Consider the following 23,064-nt stretch of genomic DNA (forward strand, 5'->3'; position numbering starts at 1 on the left):
AACACAACACAAACTATCGTTGCATAGAGAGACACTTAAACATAGGAATAAAAAAAGAGCCAAGGTGACTGCGTCACCTGGCTCCTCGGTCCACCAACATCAAAAATTCATGAACCTTTATTTTTCAGCAAAGTCATTTGTATGAAAAATAAAGAGTTTTTTAGTAATATGAATATTAACAATGACATCAGGAGGCTATTATGAATAATATTGAAAAGTTACAACAACAAATAAAAGATTCAAAGCGTATCGTCTTCTTTGGTGGGGCAGGTGTATCGACTGAAAGTGGGATTCCAGATTTTCGTTCGGCAGAAGGAATCTTTGTTCAAGAGACCGGTTACCAATATTCACCCGAAGAAATTATTTCGCACTCATTCTTTCAACAGCATCCTAAAGTTTTCTTTGATTTTTACTTTGATAAATTAATTTATCCTGATGCAAAACCAAATTCAACGCATCAATTTATTGCTGATTTAGAAAAGTTGAATAAAGACGTCACAGTCATTACACAAAACATTGACGGCTTGCATCAAGATGCGGGAAGTACGACAGTCTATGAACTGCATGGAACGGTGAGAGAAAATTATTGTCTAAAATGTCATCGAGAATTTACAATTTCAGAGTTAGAAAGAGATGCTGATGGCATTCCAAGATGCCCGGATGATCAAGGAATCGTTCGACCGAATATTGTCTTGTACCAAGAAGGTTTAGATCAAGATATTCTCAATCATGCGATTAAAGCGATTCAAGAAGCAGACATGCTAATCATTGGAGGAACTTCTTTAGTCGTATATCCTGCTGCTGGTTTAGTAAATTATTTTGGTGGCGAATATTTAGTGGTTATTAATAAAACAATCATTCAAGCGGGTCAACAAGGGGCTTTAACTTTCGAAGACAGTTTATCAAATGTATTTAACCAAATTGAGTTAAACTAAGTTGAATAAACTGTGTAAAATGAGCCGTCGGCTACTTGTAGAATGTAGTAAGATTTGATACACTATGTCTATATTTTAATACATTGCTAAGAAGAGAAGAGTAATCGACAGCACACTACAGAGAGGGAACAATCGGTGAAAGTTCCTAATGTTGATGAAGGTAGCTTGGAGCAATAAAGTGCGAAGATATTTTTGAGTGCTTTACGGAGATGACACTTCGATACGAACAAAGAGAATGAGTAATCATTAAATTAGGTGGTACCACGATAACGTCGTCCTATGTTCAGACATAGGACTTTTTTTGTGAGAAAAATAAAGTGATACGATTTAATAATGCATACTAAAAATAATTATACTTAGAAAGGATTGACATAATGAGTAAAAAAGTATTATCAACTAAGTACCAACCGCAAGAAGTTGAAACGGGCAAATATGAACAATGGCTAGAAAAGGGTGTTTTTAAACCGAGTGAGGATCCGAATGCAGAACCTTATTCAATCGTTATTCCACCTCCTAACGTGACAGGTAAACTTCATTTAGGACATGCTTGGGACGTTACTTTACAAGATATGATTATCCGTCAAAAACGTATGCAAGGTTACGATACGTTATGGTTACCAGGAATGGACCACGCCGGAATCGCAACTCAAGCAAAAGTTGAAGCAAGATTACGTGAACAAGGTGTTTCAAGACATGACTTAGGTCGTGAGAAATTCTTAGAAAAAACATGGGAATGGAAAGAAGAGTATGCTTCACACATTCGTGAACAATGGGGAAAAATGGGGGTATCTGTTGATTACTCTCGTGAAAGATTCACCCTAGATGATGGCTTAAACAAAGCGGTTAATAAAGTCTTCGTTAAATTATACGAGAAAGATTTAATTTACCGCGGTGAATATATCATTAACTGGGATCCAGTAGCACAAACAGCTTTATCAGATATTGAAGTTATCCATAAAGATGTTCAAGGGGCATTCTACCATGTTGAATATCCAGTTGTTGGCTCAGATGAGCGTGTAGAAATTGCGACAACTCGTCCTGAGACGATGTTAGGAGATACTGCAATTGCGGTTCACCCTGAAGATGAACGTTACCAACACTTAATCGGTAAGACTGTTCTATTACCACTAATGGACCGTGAAATACCAGTTGTAGCCGATGAATACGTGGAACGCGAGTTCGGAACAGGTGTTGTTAAGATTACACCAGCGCATGATCCTAATGACTTTGAAGTAGGAAATCGTCATGACTTAGAACGTCTAAATGTGATGCATAAAGATGGATCAATTAATGCTAACGGTGGAAAATACGAAGGCATGGACCGTTTCCAAGCACGTAAAGAAGTAGTTAAAGACTTAAAAGAACAAGGTTACTTAATTAAAGTTGAAGAACACCTACACTCTGTAGGACACTCTGAAAGAAGTGGGGCTGTTGTAGAACCATATCTTTCAACTCAATGGTTCGTAAGAATGGAACCTTTAGCTAAACAAGCGATCGATAATCAAAAGACTGATGATGCGGTAGAATTCTTCCCACCAAGATTTAATGATACATTTATTACTTGGATGGAGAATGTTCATGACTGGGTTATCTCACGTCAATTATGGTGGGGACATCAAATTCCAGCTTGGTACCATAAAGAAACAAATGAAGTATATGTTGGTGAAGAAGCACCATCAGATATCGAAAACTGGGAACGTGATGAAGACGTATTAGATACTTGGTTCTCATCTGCATTATGGCCATTTTCAACGATGGGTTGGCCAGAAGAAACTGACGATCTTAAACGTTACTTCCCAACAAATACGCTAGTAACTGGATATGATATCATCTTCTTCTGGGTAAGTCGTATGATCTTCCAATCATTAGAATTTACTGGTGAAAGACCGTTTAAGAATGTTTTAATGCATGGTTTAATTCGTGACCCTGAAGGACGTAAGATGAGTAAATCTTTAGGTAACGGAATTGATCCAATGGACGTAATTGAAGAGTATGGTGTGGATGCATTACGTTGGTTCTTAGCGAATGGTTCAGCGCCAGGGCAAGATGTTCGTTATATTCCAGAAAAACTATCATCAGCATGGAACTTTATTAATAAGATATGGAACGCAAGTCGTTATGTATTAATGAATGTGGATGATATGACGCTTGATGAAGTTCAGATTGGTGATGATATGACCTTAGCGGATCGTTGGATCTTATCACGTTTACAAACCGTAACAGAAAATGTTACTCGCTTATTCGATAAATTCGAATTCGGTGAAGCTGGTCGTATACTATACCACTTTATTTGGGATGATTACTGTGACTGGTACATCGAAATGACAAAAGAAAACTTACAAGATGATAGTACAGACAATACAACAACGAAAAGTATTTTAGTATATGTTCTAGACCAATTCTTACGTCTATTACATCCAATTATGCCATTCGTGACTGAAGAAATTTGGCAACAAATTGCTCCCGCAGACGAGTCAATTGTTGTATCAAACTATCCAACTGTACAAGATAAGTTCATTGACAAAGATAGTGAAGAAGCAATGACGAAATTAATTGATATTATTCGCTCAGTTCGTCAAATTCGTAATGAGATGAATACACCACTTTCAAAAGCGGTTGATTTATACATCAAAGTAACAGACGAATCAGATCGTAACGTATTAGAAGAAAACATTGCTTACATTCAACGATTCTGTAACCCAGAGCATTTAGAAATTGGTAGCGAAGTTGAAACACCAAGTGAGGTTGTAACACAAACTTTACCATTCGCGCAAATCTTAATGCCATTAGAGGGCTTAATTAAGATTGAAGACGAAATCAAACGTCTTGAACAAGAGAAAGCTAAACTAGAAAAAGAAGTTGAACGTTTAGTTAAAAAATTAGGTAACGAAAACTTTGTTAAAAAAGCTCCTGAAGCCGTTGTAAATGAAGAACGTGCTAAAGAAGCAGACTATAACAAACAATTAACTGCAGTTACCGAAAGAATTGCAGAATTAAAAGCACTATAAAAAACAACGAGTATTCCCTAAAAGAAACAATTGGGCAATGAACAAGGAGTATTATTTTCAGGGGAGTTAATATTCGAATTATATTAACGGGGAGTCTTGATTATAAAATGAAATTTACTACTGTCGAACAAGCAACGGCTTGGCTAGATGCACATAAAAATCCTAAACAAAGAATTGGACTTAAGAAAATTGAAACAGCAATGAACTATGTTAATAATCCACACCTAGGACTTCCAGTTATTCATATAACTGGAACGAATGGTAAAGGATCAACAACCACTTTTCTTAAAGAATTGTTATTAAGCCAAGGACTAGCTGTTGGAACATTTACATCACCACACATTATGCGATTTAACGAAAGAATCAGTTACAATGGCGAAAATATTAGTGATGATGATTTAATTCGAATTATCGAACAAATGGTTGAAGTCAATGAATATATGGAAACAACTGAATATGGACGTTTAATTTTCTTTGAACTATATACTGTCATGATGGCTTTGTACTTCCAGGAAAAACAACCAGATGTTTGTTTAATTGAAGTAGGTATTGGTGGGGAAAATGATTGTACCAATGTATTTAAAGCTGATTTAGCGATATTAACTACAATTGGATTAGATCATGAAGATTTATTGGGAGATACTGTTGAAGCAGTAGCTACTGAAAAGTCAGGGATTATTAAAGAGAAATCGATTGTAGTCACTGGTCCCATCCAAGCCTCTCCCTTAAATGTCGTAAGTGAGCGTGCAAAATTAATGAACGGTTCGCATGTGAAATTTGATGTCGATTATGGTTTTGACAATATCCAAAACTTAAAAGAAAATGGATCATCATTTGACTTTTGGCAAGTCGTTGACGGTCAAAAACATGTTCGAAATTGGCAAATTACAATGCTAGGACGTTATCAAATAGATAATGCTACAATTGCCTTAAAAGCATTTATTGCTTGGATGTCACATCACGGTCAGTACATTAATTTTGAAGATGCTGCTTATGCGTTAAAACATACAAAATGGATGGCCCGAATGGAGAAAATTTCGGAAAACCCAATTATTTATATCGACGGTGCTCATAATGCGCATGGTTTAACTGCTCTAAAATCATTGGTCGATGAATATTTCTATGATAAAGAAATCACTATTTTGTATGCAGGCTTATCAACAAAAAATCAAGATGAGCAATTGCCAATATTACAATCCTTTGAAGCTGATAATCTTTATTTAACTCAATTCGATCATCGAAAAGCGATGTCGATTGATGATTTTGAAGAGTTAGCAGATGAGTTACTTGATACTTCTTTTGAGATGGTTGAGGACTGGCAAAGTTTTCTTTTAGAATTTGTTGAGGAAGCTGATGAGACCAAGGAAAGAATCCTATTAGTTACAGGTTCATTGTACTTTGTTTCAGATGTGAGACAATTATTTTTAAAAAAAGTGAAAATTAAATAATGGAAATGCCTCTTTTTTGCGTATTTATATATATACACAAAAAGGAGGTATTTTTTATGAACATTTCAAAATCATTTATTCGAGAAGTTCCAAAAGATTTGCAACCGAGGGAAAGATTACTGACTTATGGTGAAAAAGCTTTGTCAGATCAGGAATTATTAGCAATATTGTTTAGAACTGGAACACGAGAAGAGAATGTACTCAATCTTTCGCTGCGTTTTATCGATCACTTTCAAAATTTAAATGAATTAAAACATTCCAGCATTGAAGAGTTTCAACAAGTCAAAGGTGTCGGACCGGTGAAGGCCATTGAGCTTAAAGCCGCGATAGAATTAGGTTACCGGATTGCGACGAGTGCAGTACCAAAGTATGGACATATTGTGTCTACCAAGTCTGCTGGGGAATGGCTCATTACAGAAATGGCTGATTTACATCAAGAACATCTTGTTGTATTATTTCTTAATACCAAAAATGAAATTATTAAGAAACAGACTATCTTTATTGGCTCCGTAAATAGTTCTGTCGCGCATCCTAGAGAGATTTTCAAAGAAGCGGTAAAGTATCCAACGGCTCGAATTATCATCGCTCATAATCATCCAAGTGGGGATACACAACCAAGCCCAGCAGACTTACACTTTACTAGGCGAATGATTGCGTGTGGTGAGTTAATGGGGATTAATGTTTTGGATCATTTGATTATAGGGCAGCATGAATATTTAAGTATTCATGAAACCACGAACTTATTTGATTAAAATTTTAAATAAAAATGTAAAAATATTGCATTTTTTATCCATTGTGATAACATTAACATATGTTTTTGTCAGAGGTAAGAAAGATTTTTAAATAATTCAATTCGTACCATCAGCAAGAATATAATACAAGTGCTAGGCACGAAGAGGAGGCTATGAAAATGGCAGAAGGAAAAGTAAAATGGTTTGACGCTGGTAAAGGATTCGGATTCATCGAACGTGATGGAGAAGAGGACGTATTTGTACATTTCTCAGCAATCCAAGGTGACGGATTCAAATCTTTAGAAGAAGGTCAAGAAGTATCTTTCGATATTGAAGAAGGAGCTCGCGGACCTCAAGCAGCTAACGTTAATAAACTATAATTTTGTTAACAATGACTAATTAAAATCTCTTTAAAGAGTAAGGCTCAGGACATTTGTCTTGAGCTTTTTTATATGCATATAAATTGAATGAAAGTGCTTCCGATGATAGACTGAATTGTGAACAGAGTAAATATTAAACCATTATATTGATAGTGACTCATGTATTTATTGAATGAATTTAAACATATGATGCTTATAATCATGAAAGGGGAAATATTAGTGAAGACTTACCAAATTTATATCGATGGTTCTTGGACAAATAGTCAAAGCCCAGAGACAAAAGATGTTATTAACCCTACAACCGAGGAAGTCATTGCGAAAGTTCCAATTGGAAATAAAGAGGACGCGAATAAAGCTGTTGAAGCTGCAAAAAGAGCATTCCCAAGTTGGAACACGTTATCACCTGAAGAACGCGCGGAATATGTCTTAAAAATTGGAAAAGGCATTCGTGAAAGAGCAGAGGAAATTACAGACTCAGTCGTAGCAGAACTAGGATCTGCTCGTAGTTTTAGTGAATATTCTCAAGTCGTTCGTTCAGCTGAAGAACTAGAGGCTTCTGTTGAAGCATTAAAACAATTTGATTTTACAGAAGAAATTGAGAATGCGACCATTATGAAAGAGGGCGTTGGTGTTGTTGCAGCTATTACACCTTGGAACTATCCTTTAAACCAAATTCAGCGTAAAATTACACCCGCACTTTTAGCAGGGAATACAGTTGTTGTTAAACCTGCTTCGGATACACCGATAACTGCAATGATACTAGCTGAAATCATTGATGAAGCTAGGTTACCTAAAGGTGTTTTCAACTTAATTACAGGTAGCGGGAGTGATTTAGGGGACTACTTAGCAGGACATACTGATGTCGGCTTAATTTCCTTCACAGGTTCGACGGATGTCGGTCGTAATTTATTCGACAGAGCTAAAGGTGGCATTAAAAAGCTTGTACTTGAACTAGGTGGTAAATCTGCCTTAGTTTATTTAAAAAATGGTGATTTACAAACAGCAGTGAAATCTTCAATGGATACGGTATTAAATAATACAGGACAATCGTGTTCTGCGTTAACTCGCTTACTTGTGCCAGAAGATGAACTTGACGCCGTGAAAAAGGCACTTGTTGAATATGTCGAAGAGGCTAAAGTCGGCGATCCAAATGATAAAGAGATTGTTGTTGGTCCCCTAGTTTCAAAAGGACAAAAAGAAACAGTTCTTGAATACATTGAAAAAGGAAAACAAGAAGGAGCGGAAGTTCTTATTGGTGGGAATGAAATTGGCCGTAAAGGATACTTTGTTGAACCAACTGTATTTGTGAATGTTTCTAACGATATGACTATCGCACAAGAAGAAATTTTTGGCCCAGTGCTTTCAGTTATTACTTATAAAGATGTCGCTGAAGCCATTGAAATCGCGAACGACTCAGAATACGGTCTAAGCGGCGCTGTTGTGGGTGTCGAAGAAGAAGCTTTAGAAGTAGCTCGTCAACTTAGAACAGGAAATGTTATTGTTAACGGAGCGACAGTTAACAATGCGGCACCTTTCGGAGGTTATAAACAATCGGGTGTTGGCCGGGAGAAAGGCCATTACGGAATTGAAGATTACTTAGAAATTAAAGCGATATTTAAATAAGTTTTATTAGGGGCTAGCAAGACAGCCCCTTTTTTATGGGAAAAATTAGAAGAATAATAAGTCTTACTTAAGAAGTTCGAGTAATCCTATTTATTTAGTTTACAAATTGAAAAAAACTTATATAATTTTATTAAGAGTGTGAAGATTGGTAGCTTTTTGATTGATTGGTTTGCTATAATGTTTTGGTATGATTATATTCTTGTCAAAAGGAGGAGAAGCAATGTTTTGGAATAAGCAAAGACTAGGCATTGACCTCGGTACTGCTAACACCATCATTTATATTGAGAAAAAAGGCATTGCGCTGAGAGAACCTTCCATTGTTGCCAAGCAAATAGAAACCGGTGAAATTGTTGCCTTTGGAAAAGAAGCTGAGCAGTTAGTTGGAAGAACCTCTGACAAATATGAAATTATTCGGCCAATGCGTGATGGGGTTATTGCAAATTTCGGATTAACAAAACAGATGTTATCGCACTATATAAAACAAGCTGTTCATCGGTCCATTTCACGGCCAGAAGTAGTTATCTGTGTGCCAAGTAATATTTCAAAAGTTGAAAGACGAGCAATGATTGACGCCATTAAAGACTTAGGAATTTCACGTGCTATGATCATTGAGGAGCCGTTTGCAGCAGCTTTAGGTGCTGACTTATCAATATCCGAACCCCGCGGAAAGATGGTGGTCGATATTGGTGGTGGAACAACGGATGTTGCGACCATCTCTTATGGTGAAGTTGTAGATAATATTACAACTCGTGCTGGTGGGAATCGCATGAATGAAGCGATTCAAGCATTTGTTCGTGAAAATTATCAATTAGCCATTGGTTACGGTGAAGCAGAAGCATTGAAGATAGAAATTGGGAATGCGAAATTTACTGAATATGATAAAAATGATAAGATGGTCGTTAAAGGTCGTAATATCGCAACTGGTGTTCCTGATGAGCGAATTATATATGCTAAGGTTGTTTCTGAAGCCTTAGATGAAGTCATCTCGATGATCGTAACGTCAATTAAACAAGTGTTAGAAGTGACGAAACCTGAGCTTTCTGTTGATATAATGGAATCTGGCATTGTCCTATCGGGCGGTGGCGCCTTATTGAAGCGTCTACCTGAAAGATTGTATGACGAAATTGGTATCCCTGTGCACTTATCTAAGATACCTCTCGATAGTGTCGCAATTGGTGCAGGAAAGATGCTGAAAGAACTAAATAAACAAGGTAAAGAACACGAGCGTCGCTCACGCTAGAGTTTTTTAGGTAAGGAAGAGGAATGAATGTTAAATAATAAGAAATTAATCGGATTACTTATCTCAGGTATAGCCGTAATTTCATTGGTATTCTTTTCACTGAATAATGGGACTACTAATGTTGTCAGTAGTGCAGTCAATGAAACCGGTGCGTGGGTAGGAAGAGTCTTCTCTGCTCCCGTGAATATCGTAGTGAATTTTGTTGATTCAGTTGATGAATTAATAAATACCTTTGAAGAAAATCAAAGTTTAAAATCTAAAATTGATGAAATCGATGAGATGCAAGTAAGAATTGCAGATTTAGAAACAGAAAATGAAAAAATGCGTCAAGAATTAGATTTATCAGAGACGTTAAGTGACTTTACTCGTGTCAATGCCACGGTCATTTCTAGAAACCCTGACCAATGGATGGAAACTCTAACAATTAATGTTGGGGCCAATGAAGGTATCAAAAAAGACATGTCTGTCATGGCTGGGAATGGTTTAATTGGACGTATTGTCGAAGTAAACCCAATGAGTTCTAAAGTGATGTTATTAACAACACAACAACAAAACGAAAGCATGGTCTCTGCAAGAATCCAAACGCAAGGTGATTCATCAGCCAATGGTATCGTGAGTTCATATGATCCAAGAACCGGACATTATATTATGACTCAAGTCGATCCAGCAGCAGAAGTGGCAAGTGGTGATATGGTTATTACATCAGGTCTTGGTGGAATCACACCTGCTACTTTATTAATTGGGGAAGTAGCTGAATCTTATATGGATGATTATGGCTTATTCCAAGTTGTTGAAATTGAACCTGCGGGTGAGATGACTGATATTCGTTTTGTCACAGTGATTATCGGTGAAGGGCAGAGTGAATAGATGAGAATCAATCGTTGGCAAAGATTAAAGTGGACAATTCCTGTAATTTTATTCCTAACAACAATTATTGATGCAGCCTTACCAGCCATATTTCCAGCTGCATTTTTAGGGAATGGCCAAGTGATCGTATCACATATCACTTTGTACTATATTGTGACATTTGCTTTTTATTTTCGTGAAAGTAATATTTTAATTTATAGTTTTATGTTTGGGTTATTCTATGATTCGTATAACACAACCGTTTTAGGTGTTTATGCTACTTTATATTTCATCATCGCTTATTCAATTATTAAAGTTAAAAAGTATTTTCCAAAGAAGATGCCAGTTCATGCGATGTTATTCTTTGTAGGGATTGTAATCCTCGATGCCTTAGTTTACGTCTTTTATAATGAATTAGGCACGTCAATGATTTCTATGACTGGCTTTTTAGTTTCAAGATTAAGCCCGACATTGATTTTTAATATTGTGATGGCGATTATTCTTTATTTCCCAACACGAAGCTTATTAAATTGGTTAGGTTACGAAGATTACATAATATTCTAATTATTAGAATGAAATGATAAAAAAACGGCAGAATGAAAGTTTTTTTAATAAAATGATAAAAACAGTTGACTTATCTTATAAGAATTGCTAAACTCATTTCAAGTTAATAAATTAAGTCTGAGATTAAGAGAGTAGACAATAAAGCTCATCAAAGCGAGGTAAGGTAGAGTGGAAGCTTACCGATGAATTATTGTTGAACCGCACTTATGAGACAGGCAAGTGAATAAGTAGCTTGCTTCGCTGTCTGAGCGTTAACAATTTTGAGGGAATTCTTCTAGTTTATTTAGAGGAGTTAACTAGAGTGGTACCGCGGTCTCAAACCCGTCTCTATGTTCGAAGGAACTAGAGACGGGTATTTTTGTATGCATTTGTAAATAAGGCTTAATATTTAACAGTCGCGTTGAAGTTGAATTAAATAGAAAAACAAAAAGGAGAAATAAAAATGAAAAAAATGATGAAAGTATTATTATCTGTCGTAGTCGTAATAGGTTTATTCGCATCAGTGAAACCAGCAGAAGCACAAAAAACATTAGCTGATATTCAAGAAGCAGGTGAATTAGTCGTAGGTACAAGCGCTGATTTCCCACCATTTGAATGGGTAGTCCTAGATGGAGGCGAAGCACAAGTCGTTGGGATTGATGCGGATCTAGCACAATTAATTGCCGATGAAATTGGTGTTGAGTTAGTTATTGAAGATACATCATTCGATGGTTTAATTCCTTCAGTTAGCTCAGGCCGTGTAGACATGGTTCTTGCAGGAATGACTTATTCTGAAGAACGTGCTGAGCAAGTGGATTTTTCAGAAGTTTATTATGAAACAAATAGTAAATTCGTTGTCCCTGTTGGAGAAGAAGGAAACTTTGAGTCAATTGAAGATTTCGCTAATTTAAAGATTGGTGTTCAAAAAGGTACAATTCAAGAAAGTTTACTAAATGATGTTCTTCCTGATGCTGAATTAGTATCAATGAACAAAAATGGCGATCTTATCGAAGCTCTAAAATCAAAACGAGTGGATGCAGTCTTAATGGACGGTATCGTCGTTGGTGAATTCGTTAACTTAAACAGTGACGCAATTGTCTTACTAGACGACATCCAAGTTGAAGAAGAAAACGAAGGTTTCGCTGCTGTAACGGCTAAAGGTAACACTGAGTTAATGGAAGCCATCAATGAAGTTATCGCTGATGTGACTGAATCAGAACAAATGGAAGAAATCGTAACTAAGAATACAGAATTAAACGCTGAACAAACGGAAGAATAGGCGATAAAGAAAGCATCAGCGGACAATATCAGGAGGCGTAACAATGAAAAAAATAATGAAAGTTATCACAGCTGTGATGTTATTAGCATCACTTGTCTTACCATTATCAAACGCAAAAGCACAAACAACGCTAAAGAGCATTAAAGAAAAAGGGCAACTTGTTGTTGGAACATCGGCTGATTATCCGCCTTTCGAATGGATTTCTATCGAAGATGGGCAAGAGGAAATTATTGGAGCAGATATTGATTTAGCACAAAAGATTGCCGACGAAATTGGGGTAGAGCTCGTTATTGAAAATATGGGCTTTGACGGTTTAATCCCTTCGTTAAAGACAAATCGTGTGGATATCTTAATTGCTGGTATGGGTTATACTGAAGACCGTGCTGAGCAAGTTGATTTCTCAACACCTTATTATGAAACAACAGATTACTTCGTTGTTCGTGCTGAAGACGCAGAACAGTTTGAAGATGTCTCAGCTTTTGCTGAGAAACGCTTAGGTGCTCAAAAAGCTTCAATTCAAGAAGGAATCATTCTAAGTGAATTCCCTGATGCAAATTTAACTTCTCTAGGGAAAAATAATGATTTAATTCAATCACTATTAACAAACCGTTTAGATGCTGTTTTATTAGACGAAGTCGCAGCAGCTCAATTTATAAAGCAAAATGATGGTAAACTAGTTCTTTTAGAAGAATTCCCATTCATTGATGAAGAAGCTCAGACAGGTCAATCAGTTATTTTGAATAAAGATAACGAAGATTTGTTAGAAGTCATTAATGGCGTTGTTGAAGAAATGGTTGAAAATGGCGAGTATGATGAGTTAATTGAAAAATATATAGAGTTAATCTAAAGAAATATCAAAGAAGCCGTTTGTAATATTACTGACGGCTCTTTTTTTAAATGAATATAAATATGTTAAACTTAATAAGAATGTAAGCCTTTATATCATATTTATAATTGAAGATAAGTATTTACGGGAGGATTTGGTTGAATGGATTTAGCAGAACGAATTAAACAATTGACAGAACAGCACAATGATATGATCATTGAAGGAATGGTTGACTTATTACAGATTCCCACAATATACGAAGAAAAGACTGTTTCTGAAGAAGCACCTTACGGTGAAGGTATCGCGAACGGACTTGCTTGGATGAAGGAAAGAGCCGATCAGGATGGCTTTAATACTTTTAACGATAAAGGCCAGTATTTAGTTATCGAACTACCTGCATCTGAAAAGACTGACAAACGTATTGACGTTGTTGGACACATGGATGTCGTTTCAGTTGGAGATGGTTGGAATTACGATCCATTTGGAGCAGAAATTGTAGGAGATCATCTCTACGCACGTGGTGCTCAAGATATGAAAGTGGCTGTTTGGTTGTCCTATGTATCTTTACTAATGATTAAAGAAATGGATTTAACTTTAAGCCATAATTTACGTCTCGTAGTAGGAACAGATGAAGAGAGTTCATTCGAAGATATTGTATACTATGTAGAACAAAATGGCTTACCAAACTTTATGTTTACACCAGATTCATCATTCCAAATAACACTTGGTGAAAAAGGGGATGCAGCCTTTTCATTAGAAGGGGAAATTCAATCAACGATAGTTGACACAATCGAAACAATTAACTCTGAAAATGCGATTAATGATCGTGTTGATGTCATTCTTAAAGAAGAAGCGATAGATAAAGTCACTGAAGCACTTGAGGAATTAACTTTCAAACATGCGTTAGTTGGTAATAGTTTAACTATTTATGGGAAATCTGCACACAGTTCTAAGCCTGAATTAGGAGAAAATGCACTCGCACACTTATTCAAATTGCTAGCGGAGAAATTAGATGAAGAATGGGCAGTGCCATTTAATGCAGCTTTTAATGACTACAACGGTGCTGGTTTAGACTTAAAATCACACTATGAACCTATGGGGTCACCGACTGTGAATCCGTCACAATGTCATTTAACAGATGGTGAACTTAGACTTGTGGTAGATATTCGTTTCCCTAATCCGGTTACTAAAGACCAATTACAAACAACTTTAGAAAGTAAGTTTCCAAATTTTATTATTGGGAACCATTTCCACTTCCCACCTACTGAAATTTCAATGGATAATCCCTATGTAAATCAATTAATGGGAGTTTATGATGATTGGATTTCAGAGGATCAGCCTGCATTTTATAGTGGGGGCATTACTTATGCCAAATTATTCCAGGGAGTTGGTGTCGCATTCGGAATCACATACTTAAATGATGGTATGGAAAACCGCGCACATCAGGCAGATGAATACTTTAATTTATCAGCCATACCTACCGTTTTGGGTGCTCTAACAGATGCAATGGTTCGTTTAATTCAATTATAGAAAGTAGGGTTTATGTATGAAGTTCATTGATTTACATGCAGACACACTTATGCATACGTCGTTATCAGGTGCCGATTCTTTAATGCACAATTCTCTAACACACCTTGATATTCAACGATTAAGTCAAGGCGGAGCGATGGCACAATTTTTAGCTGTTTTCATGCTAAATGAAGCCATATTTAAAAAGCAAAATAGACCAATAATTAGCGATAAAGAATACATCGATCAACTATACAAACATTTACAAGAAAGTATTGATAAGTTTAGTAATAGCATTCAATTAGCAACTAACTATGAGACACTTGGAAGCAACCAAATGGCTAATAATATCTCGATATTCTTAACTTTAGAAGACGGCAGACCGATTGGGGAAGATCTCACTCGCTTAGAAGATCTATACGAGATGGGCTTTAGATTAGTCACACTTACTTGGAATAAAGAAAATTCTATTGGATACCCGAATAGTTTTGACAAGAACGACATGCGAAAAGGCTTAAAGAAATTCGGCTTTGAAGCTATCGAATTAATGAATAGCCTAGGCATGGTAATTGATGTCTCGCATCTATCTGATGGTGGGTTCTATGATGTGATTGAAACGTCAACGAAACCAATCATTGCGAGCCACTCAAATGCAAGAGCTCTTTCACCGCATCCAAGAAACTTATCAGACGATATGATCAAGAAAATCGCTGAGTCTGGTGGAGTCATTGGTCTGAATTTCTTTGGCAAATTCTTAAATAAAGATATAACGCAAAATCAATCGACCATTAAAGTTATGATTGAACACTTGGACCACATTCGTAACATTGGTGGTGCAGAAGTCCTCGCTTTAGGAACAGACTTTGACGGCATGAGCGGTGAGTTAGAAATTGATGGCCCAGATAAGATGAATCTGTTATTTGATGCCTTATGGCATTCAGGCTGGGATTACGGAACTATTGAAAAATTTGGTTTCCAAAATGCCATGCGTGTAATTAAAGATGTAATGAAATAGGGGAATGTGATGGAAAATATTTTTACAGAAGAGGAATTCAATCTCTTCAATATTAAAGGCTTAGACACACAGATGGCTTTGATTCGCTCAGAAATCCAACCATTATTTAGATATTATGGTCATTTCATTTCGGAGCATATTCAAACAAAATTGAATTCAACTGAATCCTTGCCAGTTCATGTCGCAAAGCATATCCAACGCTCAGTTCACGAGCTAGAATCAACTTGGTGTGCCATTGGTGGAGATAACCGTGGTTATAAGAAATATCCTCATTTTCAAATTGGGATTAAGGGAGAGTATCTTTTTATTATGTTGTCTTTTATTGATAATATCTTATATCAAAAAGATATTGCGAAACTCTTTCAGGACGATATTGAAGTGTTTCAATCTTTACCTGAGGATATAATGATTATTCCCAATCATACCAAATTGGCTTATGAAACGATTCAAGAAGCGGATTTAGCTAAGTTATTCGAACGTCTAGAAATAGTTAAAAGTGCAGAGTTTATGATTGGGAGAATTGAACCTAAGATGAACCATCAATTACAGTCTGAAGAAGACTATAAAGTTTGGCTAGCAAAGACAGTTGATGAGCTTTTACCTATGTATCAAAAAGCAATGAAATTTTATGAATAATTATTAAAAATAGTTGACGCTTATCTATTATTTTGCTATGATACTACTGTTGTATTTGTGCACCCATCTGCAACCGCACATCTTAAGTATATAAGTGATGGAAACATCCACTTAAAATGGCGAGTCTCGGTGTAGGAGTAAGTGATTACTCTGACAATAAAAATATAGGAGGTGCTTGAATGTACGCAATTATTAAAACTGGCGGAAAACAAGTAAAAGTTGAAGAAGGACAAACAATCTTCATTGAGAAGTTAGACGTTAACGAAGGTGACACAGTCACTTTTGATGAAGTTGTATTAGTAGGTGGAGAAGACACTAAAATTGGTGCTCCATTTGTAGAAGGTGCTACTGTTGAAGCGACTGTTGAAAAACAAGGTCGCGGTAAAAAAGTAACAATCTTCAAATACAGACGTCGTAAAGACTCTCATACTAAACAGGGTCACCGTCAACCTTATACAAAAGTTACAATTAACTCAATTAACGCATAATAATGATTAACATATCATTTTATCGCGATACTCATAAGCACATTAAACAAGTCTTAATGACGGGTCACGCAGGTTATGCTGATCCAGGTTATGATATTGTTTGTGCGGCAGTATCGAGTCAAGTTATTTCAGTTGAGAATTCATTAGTTCAATTGTTGAACATTGAAGTTGAAACGGAAGTAAACGAAATTGAGGGAGGTTACTTAAAAGTAACGCTACCTTCAAATTTAAGTAAATCAGTGACTCATGATGCGCAGTTATTACTTCAACATTTGCATTTTGCTTTTGAAGTGCTGGCAGAAAGTTATCCTGAATTTATAAATATATACGAAAAAGAATTCATATCATAGGAGGTGCATTGGAATGTTAAAACTTAATTTACAAATGTTCGCTACGAAAAAAGGTGGAGGTTCGACACAAAACGGTCGTGACTCAATCGCTAAACGTTTAGGTGCAAAAGCATCTGACGGACAAACTGTTACAGGTGGATCAATCATTTTCCGCCAACGTGGAACTAAAATCCACCCAGGTAACAACGTAGGTCGTGGTGGGGATGATACATTATTCGCACTAGTTGACGGTGTTGTTAAATTTGAGCGCAAAGGACACAGCAAAAAGCAAGTTTCTGTATACCCTGCAGTTCAAGAAGCTTAATTAGTATTAATTAAGAATCAATTGAAATAAGCCAGTTTAGACGATTTAAAAGTCTAAACTGGCTTATTTTTTTATTTTGTTTTTGGCAGATTTATACTGGTCCTATGAACGTGGACAACCAGAGATATGTCCATTTCATTAGTGGGCTCATTTCATTTCTGAAAAAATTTAAGCAGATTCCTATATAGAACCCAAAAGCTTATGAAGACTAATCAAAGTCGTCTACTCCTTCAACATATCACTTCGATCAACAAAGCCATCTGGTGTTAATTCAACAATACGATTACATACAGCTTGTAAAAAGCGGCGGTCATGCGATACCGTGATGATTACACCAGGAAAGTCTTTAAAGTTTTGTCTTAATTCACCCTGCGATGTAGCTGAAAAGTTTCTTGACGGCTCATCTAATAACAATACATTTTGTTTTTGTAGGTCAAATTTTAGTAAGAATAGTTTTGCTCTTTGGCCACCAGAAAGGGCGTTGAAAGAATGCGACATTTCATCAGGCAAAAACTTCATGCTACCTAAGTAAGTCATAATTTGTGTTCTTTCTTCAGCCGAACCAGTTTCACTTAAGAAACTAATGGGAGTATCTTCGGGTGAAAGGATGTCTTCATAATTTTGTGGCATATAACCAACTTTTACTGCATCAGTATTCACCAATTTTTGCTCAATTTTCTTTAAGAAGGTACTTTTACCGATACCATTTTGTCCTATAATACCGATTTTGTCAGACCCATTCACAGTTAGTTTAAGGTTTTTGGCTAAAACTTTGTCATCAATTTCTATCGTTTCATTATATAGATTAAGAATTTGTTTACCTTGAGGAACAGGCTGGGTATTCGAAAAACGAATATCAATAGGATCTTCTTTTATTGGGACTTCGTCAAAATTTTCAGTTTCGCGGTCATAGCGATTCCCCGTAGATTTGACTGCTTTCATTTTCTTGGCAAGCAATCTACCAGCAGTTGCATCATGCGCAGCTCTTAACTGTTGTGTCACACTTTGTTCGATGCGATGATGACGTGCCATCTTTTTATCGTGTTCTTCGCGTTGCTTCAATGAAACTTTCATTTGTTGATTAAACTTGGATTCTTTTTGGCTAATATAGTCACTATAGGGTAAGTTGGCGAAGGTTGCTACAGGGCGTTCTTTGTGTTGCAATCTTTCAAGATGTAAGACACTTGTAGCAGTTTCTTCTAACAGGGCTTCATCATGGGAGATAAAGATGACCGTTTGTGTTGTATTTTTTATAAAATTCGTCAACCAATTCAAAGTTTCGATATCTAAATCATTGGATGGTTCATCTAATAGTAATAAATCACAGCCGATCATGAGCAATTTAAGAAGTTGAACTTTAATGCGTTCACCACCAGAAAGTGATTTCAGTGTTTGTTGGGAGTATAATCTGTCAATATCAAAGGCAAGTTGACTCCCAAATTTATATAATTCAGTGTAATCAAGTGTTGCGACGTCTATATCCGCAAAGAAAAATGATTCAATCTCTTCTTCTAATAATTCTTCCGGTAGAGCTTGTGGTAGATAGCCTACTTTACTAAACTGATTGACCAGCTCACCAGAAATATCTAAGTAACTGTGGATGTGATTTTGTTGTAAGATATAGTGCAGCAATGTTGATTTACCATTACCTTCTTGTCCAATAATCGCGAGTTTATCACCCGAATTCACCACGAAGTTGACATTTTCCATTAAAATCGATAAATCATATCGATGTCGTATAGTTAAATTTTTAATTTGTAACATAAATATTCACCTCATATTCAAAAAAACGGCCGACTACAATGAGATTGCAGCACGGCCGTTTTTAGGAAAGGGCATATTAGTAGGCAGTTTGGTATACCAAAAAAGCCTGTAGGATGCACAATTATCATCTAAAAAAGACCGCAGAAAATAAACCTTGTGTGTCTATTTTCCTAAAGCTGCTTTTTTAGATAATAATCATTTGTACACCACCTATCTTTTTATTATTCAAAATGTACCACAAAGTCAGATTTTTTACAAATATTTTCTTAAAAAGGGATTAATTAATGTAGAGTCAATAAATCAGTGGTAAAGTAAAAGGTGGACATAAATTCAATCTTAAAATATATATAAAGGAAGTGAAGTATGCTAGAGTTAAAAAATCTCAAAAAAGTATACAAAGTAGGAAATACAGTTACGAAAGCATTAGATGATGTATCTGTTGCGTTTCGTCAAAAAGAATTCGTAGCAATTCTTGGGCCAAGTGGTTCAGGGAAGACAACATTTCTAAACGTGGTCGGTGGACTTGACCGCTACGATAGTGGAGATATGATTATTAATGGGCAATCAACTAAATCTTTTAAAGATACAGATTGGGATGCTTATCGAAATAACTCTATTGGTTTTGTTTTCCAGAGTTACAATTTAATTAGTCACCTAGGCATTACTGATAATGTGGAATTAGGTATGACATTAAGTGGTGTTTCGAAAGAGGAAAAACGTCAAAAAGCGGAAGATGCCTTAAGACGAGTTGGCTTAGGAGATCACTTAAATAAAAAACCAAATCAATTATCCGGAGGACAAATGCAGCGTGTAGCCATTGCACGTGCGTTAGCAAATGATCCAGATATTTTACTATGTGATGAACCCACAGGGGCATTAGATTCAGATACTGGTATTCAAATTATGGAGTTAATTCAAGAACTATCACTTGAGAAATTAGTGATTATGGTCACACATAACCCTGAATTAGCTGAAAATTATGCCAATCGCGTTATTGAATTTAGCGATGGTCAAATGGTTAATGACTCAAATCCATATGACAATACGGTTGAAGCAGATAAATTAAATTTAAAACGTACTAAGATGAGCTATTTTACAGCATTAAGCTTATCATTTAAAAATATTTGGACTAAAAAAGGACGGACGTTCCTAACTGCATTTGCATCCAGTATCGGAATCATCGGAATAGCAGTAGTCCTATCTTTATCAAATGGTTTCCAAAAGCAAATTGACCAAACACAAGCAGAAACATTAGCGCAGTTTCCGATTACGATTTCTCAAATTGCTCAAGATACATCCGCAGAGAATCTGACGAATATTCAAGATAGCGGCGAACCTTTTCCTGAGACATCAGAAGTAGTCGCAGATGTGGATCCGAGAGAGAATTTACAACATATTAATCCAATTGATGAAGAATTTATTGATTATGTGGAAAATATTGATCCGGCGTTAAGTCAACATATTAACTATGCGCGTAGCACGCAGTTGAATTTAATGCGTGAAATTGATGGCGAGCCACAAGTGGTTCGATTTTCAAATGTTGATAGCGAAAATCAAATCACTGGTGATATGATGAATATGGTCTCAAGCATGACGGGTGTTGGTGTCTCAACATTCCCGCATAACTTAGATTCTGGCAACAATACATTCTTACAAGATAACTATGATGTCCTTTCTGGAAATTATCCAGCCAATGAAAATGAAGTCGTCCTAATTGTCGATGAGAATAACGAAGCGAACTTACATGGCTTGAATAATTTAGGATTTGAAGTAGAAGAAGGTGACGCGATTCCATTTGAAGATATTGTCGGAACTAAAATTGCATTAGTTTATAATAATGCTTATTATGAAGAGTTACCTACAGGTAATTATGTACCAAACCAAGATTTAGAAGAGGTTTACAATAATGATTCAAATGAAACAATCACAGTTTCAGGCGTTCTTCGAATTAAAGAAGACTCACCAATGGACTTATTAGCTCCAGGTATTGCGTACAGTGATTTACTCGCTCAAAAAGTTGTAAACGAAAATCAAGAATCTGATGTCGTTCAAGCACAAGAAGAATCCGATGTTAATGTGATGACAAATGAACCTTTAGAAGGTGAATCAAAAGATCAATTAATGACTTTCTTAAGTGCCAATGAAATACCAAATACAATTATGATTTACCCGAACAATTTCGAAGCTAAAGATGAAGTGTTGGCATACCTTGATGAATTTAATGAAGGTAAGGCTAATGAAGATAAAATTATTTACTCTGACTTAGCTGGTACGATGACAGAATTAACTGGAGGCTTAATGGATGCGATCACGTATGTGTTAATCGCCTTTGCAGCTATTTCATTAATTACAAGTATGATTATGATTAGTATAATTACTTACACGTCTGTACTTGAAAGAACGAAGGAGATTGGTGTACTGAAAGCCTTAGGTGCTCGTAAGAAAGATATCACACGTGTATTTGACGCTGAAACATTAATTCTTGGGGTCTTCTCAGGTGTTATAGGAATCGTCGTCGCTTACTTACTGACTTTCCCAATAAACTCAGTAATCGAATCGTTGACGGAATTACCTAATGTTGCCCAACTAGATCCAGTACACGCACTCGTATTAGTAATCATCAGCACGATCCTAACTGTACTAGGTGGACACATTCCTGCTAAAATGGCAGCTAATAAAGACGCGGCGATTGCTTTACGAGCAGATTAATCGGTTTATGGTTGGTGAGCGATACTATGGAAACTCAAAGTGTCACTTCCACGCAGAAAATCAATAAATTAAGAAGGATTCACATTAAATTTCCTACCTAAACCAAAAAAACGACTCAACCGCATAGGATTGAGTCGTTTTTTGCTATTTAAACTCTTTAAAGTAACTTGTGTCGTCTTGTTGAGTCAGTTTACGGAATTCATCGCGCGTTTCTTGAGGTAACGATCCACCGAAGTCCATAAATTCGATTAAATCTTTGAAAGCGCGTCTCGGAATCGCTAAATCAGCCAGCTCATCTAATTCAAAGCCAAGTCTGATGTCACCTTCTTTACCAATTTCCAATTTTTGAACAAAATCTGGTTCAGTAACAAACACAGATGACATTCCGATCATGTCAGCATTTTCTAAAGCTTCTAGTGCTTTATCGGGGTCATTTATCCCACCTGTTGCTATGACTGGAACACGTCCATTAATATGATCATAAACTGCTTTGTTAACTAATTCGCCTTCGTGTTTTCCAGCGCGGGCAGTTGCTTTATAAATGTCGCGCCCCCAGCTAGCAATCGCATAGTATTGAATATCTGACACTTCTAATAGCCAATCAAAATATTGATTAAACTCATCTACAGTATAGCCAACTTCAGATCCACGCGTTTCCTCAGGTGTTCCTCTAAAGCCAAGAATAAAGTTTTCAACACCTGACTCATCAATAGCACCTTGAACAGCTTTCATCACTTCAACACCGAAACGTGCACGATTTTCCAATGTTTGAGAACCGTATTCGTCATCGCGTTCATTTGAGAAAGGTGAGAAGAACTGTTGTGGTAATAGGCGTTGAGCATTCGAAATTTCAACTCCGTCAAATCCAGCTTCAATGGCACGGCGTGTCGCGTCAGCATATTGTTGAATCACGTGGTTAATTTTTCTTTTAGACATAGGTAAAACTTCGTGTTCAATCGGAGTTTTTAAACTCATTTGGCTTGGACCATATACTACGCCGTAATCGCGCAAAGTTACTTTCGCAAAACGACCGGCATGAGTTAATTGTAGTATGGCTTTCGCACCATCTTTTTTCATAGCTTCGGCCCATTTAGATAAACCATAGATATAACTGTCGTCACGAACACTCGGTCCAAACTCGAACAATTGTGCATAATCTTCGATATATGCAGCAGTAGTTATTTGTAGGGGCGCAGATTTACTTCGTCTTTCTGCATAGAGCGTTACTTCTTCAGTTACATAACCTTCTCGAGAAGATGCGTTCGTTGTTAATGGGTTTAATGAGAAACGGTTTGCAATCTCGATTCCATTAGGTAAACGCAAGGGTTCGAAAAGAGGGGCATATTTTTTGTTAATTTGGTTAGACATTAGATCCTCCTATTAATTTATATTATATCAATTGTATCATAGAGATAATAAAGCGACCACTC

Annotated in this window: 20 protein-coding genes and 3 other annotated features; of the genes, 18 read left to right on the forward strand and 2 right to left on the reverse strand. The window is 36.3% G+C overall.

What is annotated here, in order from left to right:
* Positions 1 to 200: 200 nt before the first annotated feature.
* The 17 genes from ACEN33_RS03835 (at position 201) to rpmA (ending at position 17,161) form a co-directional block, all read left to right on the forward strand.
* Positions 201 to 935 (forward strand): NAD-dependent protein deacylase, encoded by a 735-nt coding sequence (locus ACEN33_RS03835; RefSeq protein WP_197105340.1) that lies wholly within the window; start codon positions 201 to 203, stop codon positions 933 to 935.
* 79 nt (positions 936 to 1,014) lie between these two features.
* Positions 1,015 to 1,218 (forward strand) — a binding site (T-box leader).
* Between the two features lie 88 nt (positions 1,219 to 1,306).
* On the forward strand, positions 1,307 to 3,943 hold the full coding sequence (locus ACEN33_RS03840) for a valine--tRNA ligase (protein ID WP_407094630.1): 2,637 nt from the start codon (positions 1,307 to 1,309) through the stop codon (positions 3,941 to 3,943).
* A 107-nt stretch (positions 3,944 to 4,050) separates the two neighbouring features.
* On the forward strand, positions 4,051 to 5,391 hold the full coding sequence (locus tag ACEN33_RS03845) for a bifunctional folylpolyglutamate synthase/dihydrofolate synthase (protein WP_407094622.1): 1,341 nt from the start codon (positions 4,051 to 4,053) through the stop codon (positions 5,389 to 5,391).
* Between the two features lie 56 nt (positions 5,392 to 5,447).
* Complete coding sequence (gene radC / locus ACEN33_RS03850) at positions 5,448 to 6,143, forward strand: DNA repair protein RadC (RefSeq protein ID WP_407094623.1); 696 nt, start codon at positions 5,448 to 5,450, stop codon at positions 6,141 to 6,143.
* Between the two features lie 158 nt (positions 6,144 to 6,301).
* The gene (locus ACEN33_RS03855) at positions 6,302 to 6,502 is read left to right on the forward strand and encodes a cold-shock protein (protein WP_338489361.1); all 201 of its coding nucleotides are present in this window, start codon (positions 6,302 to 6,304) and stop codon (positions 6,500 to 6,502) included.
* A 219-nt stretch (positions 6,503 to 6,721) separates the two neighbouring features.
* Entirely contained in the window at positions 6,722 to 8,125 is a 1,404-nt protein-coding gene (locus tag ACEN33_RS03860; RefSeq protein WP_407089585.1) for an aldehyde dehydrogenase family protein, read from the forward strand.
* Between the two features lie 220 nt (positions 8,126 to 8,345).
* Positions 8,346 to 9,365 carry a rod shape-determining protein gene (locus tag ACEN33_RS03865; RefSeq protein ID WP_407089586.1) on the forward strand — a complete coding sequence of 340 codons (1,020 nt, stop codon included), beginning with the start codon at positions 8,346 to 8,348 and terminating at the stop codon, positions 9,363 to 9,365.
* A gap of 27 nt (positions 9,366 to 9,392) precedes the next feature.
* Positions 9,393 to 10,232 carry a rod shape-determining protein MreC gene (mreC, locus tag ACEN33_RS03870; RefSeq protein WP_407089587.1) on the forward strand — a complete coding sequence of 280 codons (840 nt, stop codon included), beginning with the start codon at positions 9,393 to 9,395 and terminating at the stop codon, positions 10,230 to 10,232.
* On the forward strand, positions 10,233 to 10,775 hold the full coding sequence (mreD, locus tag ACEN33_RS03875) for a rod shape-determining protein MreD (protein ID WP_407089588.1): 543 nt from the start codon (positions 10,233 to 10,235) through the stop codon (positions 10,773 to 10,775). It abuts the gene before it with no gap.
* Between the two features lie 110 nt (positions 10,776 to 10,885).
* Positions 10,886 to 11,107 (forward strand) — a binding site (T-box leader).
* Positions 11,108 to 11,217: 110 nt separating this feature from the next.
* A complete protein-coding gene (locus tag ACEN33_RS03880; protein ID WP_407089589.1) occupies positions 11,218 to 12,033 on the forward strand; it encodes a transporter substrate-binding domain-containing protein in 816 nt (271 codons plus the stop codon).
* Between the two features lie 43 nt (positions 12,034 to 12,076).
* The gene (locus tag ACEN33_RS03885; RefSeq protein ID WP_407089590.1) at positions 12,077 to 12,880 is read left to right on the forward strand and encodes a transporter substrate-binding domain-containing protein; all 804 of its coding nucleotides are present in this window, start codon (positions 12,077 to 12,079) and stop codon (positions 12,878 to 12,880) included.
* Between the two features lie 141 nt (positions 12,881 to 13,021).
* On the forward strand, positions 13,022 to 14,389 hold the full coding sequence (locus ACEN33_RS03890) for a Sapep family Mn(2+)-dependent dipeptidase (protein WP_407089591.1): 1,368 nt from the start codon (positions 13,022 to 13,024) through the stop codon (positions 14,387 to 14,389).
* 16 nt (positions 14,390 to 14,405) lie between these two features.
* Positions 14,406 to 15,383, forward strand: coding sequence for a dipeptidase (locus tag ACEN33_RS03895; RefSeq protein ID WP_407089592.1), 978 nt, complete (start codon positions 14,406 to 14,408; stop codon positions 15,381 to 15,383).
* Between the two features lie 9 nt (positions 15,384 to 15,392).
* Positions 15,393 to 16,019, forward strand: coding sequence for a DUF1054 family protein (locus ACEN33_RS03900; protein ID WP_407089593.1), 627 nt, complete (start codon positions 15,393 to 15,395; stop codon positions 16,017 to 16,019).
* Between the two features lie 61 nt (positions 16,020 to 16,080).
* Positions 16,081 to 16,156, forward strand: a sequence feature (ribosomal protein L21 leader region).
* Positions 16,157 to 16,198: 42 nt separating this feature from the next.
* Entirely contained in the window at positions 16,199 to 16,507 is a 309-nt protein-coding gene (gene rplU, locus ACEN33_RS03905; protein ID WP_138403602.1) for a 50S ribosomal protein L21, read from the forward strand.
* Between the two features lie 2 nt (positions 16,508 to 16,509).
* The gene (locus tag ACEN33_RS03910; RefSeq protein ID WP_138403601.1) at positions 16,510 to 16,857 is read left to right on the forward strand and encodes a ribosomal-processing cysteine protease Prp; all 348 of its coding nucleotides are present in this window, start codon (positions 16,510 to 16,512) and stop codon (positions 16,855 to 16,857) included.
* Between the two features lie 13 nt (positions 16,858 to 16,870).
* Positions 16,871 to 17,161, forward strand: coding sequence for a 50S ribosomal protein L27 (gene rpmA, locus ACEN33_RS03915; RefSeq protein WP_197105071.1), 291 nt, complete (start codon positions 16,871 to 16,873; stop codon positions 17,159 to 17,161).
* A gap of 222 nt (positions 17,162 to 17,383) precedes the next feature.
* Here the strand turns inward: rpmA and ACEN33_RS03920 are convergent, their stop codons facing one another.
* The gene (locus ACEN33_RS03920; RefSeq protein WP_407089594.1) at positions 17,384 to 18,925 is read right to left on the reverse strand and encodes an ATP-binding cassette domain-containing protein; all 1,542 of its coding nucleotides are present in this window, start codon (positions 18,923 to 18,925) and stop codon (positions 17,384 to 17,386) included.
* Between the two features lie 363 nt (positions 18,926 to 19,288).
* Here ACEN33_RS03920 and ACEN33_RS03925 point away from each other — a divergent pair, with 363 nt between their 5' ends.
* Positions 19,289 to 21,634 (forward strand): ATP-binding cassette domain-containing protein, encoded by a 2,346-nt coding sequence (locus tag ACEN33_RS03925; RefSeq protein ID WP_407094624.1) that lies wholly within the window; start codon positions 19,289 to 19,291, stop codon positions 21,632 to 21,634.
* A gap of 144 nt (positions 21,635 to 21,778) precedes the next feature.
* On the opposite strand, the gene ACEN33_RS03930 is transcribed toward ACEN33_RS03925, so the two are convergent.
* Complete coding sequence (locus tag ACEN33_RS03930) at positions 21,779 to 23,002, reverse strand: NADH-dependent flavin oxidoreductase (protein ID WP_407094625.1); 1,224 nt, start codon at positions 23,000 to 23,002, stop codon at positions 21,779 to 21,781.
* Positions 23,003 to 23,064: the final 62 nt, after the last annotated feature.

The organism is Ruoffia sp. FAM 24228 (assembly GCF_045528575.1).
In the GTDB taxonomy this organism is placed as follows: domain Bacteria; phylum Bacillota; class Bacilli; order Lactobacillales; family Aerococcaceae; genus Ruoffia; species Ruoffia halotolerans.